The sequence below is a fragment of the Mycobacterium sp. genome, from assembly GCF_049647605.1.
Lineage (GTDB): Bacteria > Actinomycetota > Actinomycetes > Mycobacteriales > Mycobacteriaceae > Mycobacterium.
The window spans coordinates 1-2069 of sequence record NZ_JBARXZ010000055.1; the positions used below are offsets into that span (position 1 = coordinate 1).

Here is a 2069-nt window from a genome sequence, read left to right on the forward strand (position 1 = left end):
GGGCCGGCCCGCCGGCGGCACCGCCGCCGAACGGGTCCTGCGCCAGCAGCTGCTCCAGCAGTGGATCAGCTCCGAGATCCCCGCCGTAGGGCGGCAGCGGTGCCGCCGCTGCCGCGGGCGAGTGCACGACGGACGAATCGGTCGCGGCTGCTGATGAATTCGGGGTATCGCCACTACCTGCCGACGTTCTGGATGCCTCATAGAGAGCTGTCCACGCCGCCGCCAAGGTGGCCTTGGACCGGTCATCCAGGCTGGCCGTCTCCACCACTGCCCCGATCTCGCGCAGCTTGCCGATCAGGTAGCGCTGGAAATCTCGGGCGCCGGCCGGGGTGTCCAGATCCGTCCGGGTCCGCACGGCGCCCTCGATCTGGGCCTGCAACCGGTCCAGTTCGGCACCACCGCGGTCGGCGGTGGTGTGCGCGTTGAGAATTGCGGTCACCACCAGCAGATCCACCTGTGCCGTCCGCGAGTTTTGATGTGCCAGATCGCTTTCGGCCTTGTGAATGGCGGTGACGCCCGCGCCGGCCTGCTCCCGGCCGGGCTGCGGCGGTGGCGTCGCCGGTGCCACGACCGGTGCACCGACACCCGACTCGAACAGGGCCGGGTGGTTTGCCTTGATCTTTGCCAGCACGGCGGCGGCGTCGGCATCCGGGACGACCACCAGCCCGACCACCGCAATATCCTGCGGCGACAGCCCCGTCGTCCACGCGATGGGGTTGTCGGTGGCCTGGCCGATCCGGCGCACCGCGTCGTGGAGTTCGCTCTGGGCCGTCACGCAGCCGCCCGGAATCGGTTTCTGCAGCCCGCCATGGCGCGGACACTACCCAGGAGCTGATACCCCGGCAATTCACTTCGGCGAGGCTGTTTGGCAATACCGGATCGGGGTATAAACCAGGCAGTTTCGCGGCGACCGGCCGCACGAGTGGTGACGGACACGAGGGGTGAGGGATCTAGCCATGTCGGATCGCACGGGGCCACCAGCAGCGGCCGGGGGCAGCTTCGCCGAAGCGCGCAGTGCCACCGCACTTTTTCTGACGTTGACCGCGGTGATCGCCACTGCGATCGCACTGGCGGCCGGCCTGGGTGACGGTGAGATCGGGTTCGCGATTGCCGCCGCGCTGGTGGCCGTCGGAAGCTTTGCGGTCAGCATCTTCTGCTTCAGCGCCGACGCAGAGGCGTCGCCCGTCGCGGAACAGCCTGCTCCACAGTTCAATCCGGCAGTCGCCGACTAGCCACCGTAGCGCGGCGTCAGGTCGCGGACTCGGCCCGCCGCGGCGTCGGCCCGCGACATCGCCTCGGTGACAACTCGGATGATCTCGTGGTGCCGACCGAGTAGGAAGCGCTGGAAATCCAACGCTCCTGCCGGACTGTCGAGGGCCAACAGGTGCTGCCGGGCGACCGCCGACTCTATTTCGGCGCCAACGACGTCCAGGCGGTGCAGCGACTCGACGGTGATGCTGTGGGCTTCGGTGACGGCGTTGAGCAAGACCTCATCCGCGGCGACGAGGTCGCTGTGGCGCGCTGCCAGCGACTGCTGCGTTGCCGCGATTGCGGACGCAGCCGGACCCGCTTCCTCCGACATGGCCGTGAAAGTACTCCGGCGGCCTGGCGCTGACAATTCACCCGTCGACAACTCAGCGCCGATGACCCGGCCCGTCACGTCGGGCGGCGGATCACCCCGTCGGAACCGAGCTGGCTGATTCTGACGTTCGCCCCCGAGTACGGCGCTTCCACCACCAGCCCGTTGCCGATTGCCATCTGGACGTGGCCGGCGTTGGGGAACACCAGATCCCCGGGTTGGACGTGGCTGCGAGGTACCGCGACCCCGTGGTGGATCTGGTCATAGGTGGTGCGGTCGAGGCCTACTCCCGCCTGCCGATACGCCCACTGCATCAGCCCCGAGCAGTCGAATTTGTCGGGTCCCGTCGCACCCCAGACATACGGCATGCCCAGTCTGGACAACGCCGCGCGCACGGCTACTCCTGCCCGGGTGCCCGGCGGCGGCAACCGAAGGCTTCCCGGCCCCGGTATCCGCCGCCGCCCCCGGTACCGCAGCAACAGCATGAGCG

At 68.8% G+C, this 2069-nt stretch carries 4 protein-coding genes; 1 reads left to right on the forward strand and 3 read right to left on the reverse strand.

Translation table 11 applies throughout. The features are described from left to right. A partial coding sequence (locus WBB07_RS07525; protein WP_526306275.1) for a DUF4226 domain-containing protein occupies positions 1 to 775 on the reverse strand: 775 nt, incomplete at its 3' end. A gap of 181 nt (positions 776 to 956) precedes the next feature. On the opposite strand from WBB07_RS07525, the gene WBB07_RS07530 reads away from it, so the two are divergent. Then, entirely contained in the window at positions 957 to 1232 is a 276-nt protein-coding gene (locus WBB07_RS07530) for a hypothetical protein (protein WP_526306277.1), read from the forward strand. On the opposite strand, the gene WBB07_RS07535 is transcribed toward WBB07_RS07530, so the two are convergent. After that, positions 1229 to 1582, reverse strand: coding sequence for a DUF4226 domain-containing protein (locus tag WBB07_RS07535; RefSeq protein WP_526306279.1), 354 nt, complete (start codon positions 1580 to 1582; stop codon positions 1229 to 1231). The two genes, WBB07_RS07530 and WBB07_RS07535, sit on opposite strands and share 4 nt — an antisense overlap. Before the next feature lie 74 nt (positions 1583 to 1656). Further along, a partial coding sequence (locus WBB07_RS07540) for a C40 family peptidase (RefSeq protein WP_526306281.1) occupies positions 1657 to 2069 on the reverse strand: 413 nt, incomplete at its 5' end.